Annotated in this window: 1 protein-coding gene; it reads left to right on the top strand. The window is 59.4% G+C overall.

From position 1 onward, the window contains the following. Positions 1 to 599 (top strand): EAL domain-containing protein (locus ABD481_RS46780; RefSeq protein ID WP_344672358.1); only part of this gene is annotated, 599 nt, incomplete at both ends.

Below are 599 nucleotides of genomic sequence, written 5' to 3' on the forward strand. Positions count from 1 at the left end.
CCCGGCAGTCGACTGCTGACCCACTGCAACACCGGTGGCCTGGCGACCGCCGGGGTAGGGACCGCCCTGGGCGTTATCGCGCTGGCGCACCGGCAGGGAAAAGTGACCAACGTATGGGTTGATGAAACCCGGCCGCTGCTGCAGGGCGGTCGTTTAACCGCCTGGGAGCTGGGCGAGCTGGGCGTGCCCTATCAGCTGATCGCCGATTCAATGGCCGCCAGCCTGATGGCGCAGGTCAACGCGCAGATGAGACCACTCTTTAGTAAACTACCGGATGGGTTTCATATTGGCCTGAATATCAGCGTGTCACATATTAACGCGCCGACGTTTATCGATGACTGCCTGCACTATCAGCGCGGCTTTGAGGGTAAAGCGGTGAAGCTGATGCTGGAGATCACGGAGCAGGAGCCGCTGTTGCTCAACGGGGCGGTTGTGGACAAGCTCAATACGTTACACTCCCGCGGGTTTTCCATCGCGCTGGACGACTTTGGCACCGGCTATTCCGGGCTTTCCTGTCTCCACGAGCTGATTTTCGACTATATCAAAATCGATCAGAGTTTTGTCGGCCGGGTAACCGGGGAGGCGCCGGCAAGCAAGCT

Source organism: Catenulispora yoronensis (assembly GCF_039531695.1).
Classification (GTDB): domain Bacteria; phylum Actinomycetota; class Actinomycetes; order Streptomycetales; family Catenulisporaceae; genus Catenulispora; species Catenulispora yoronensis.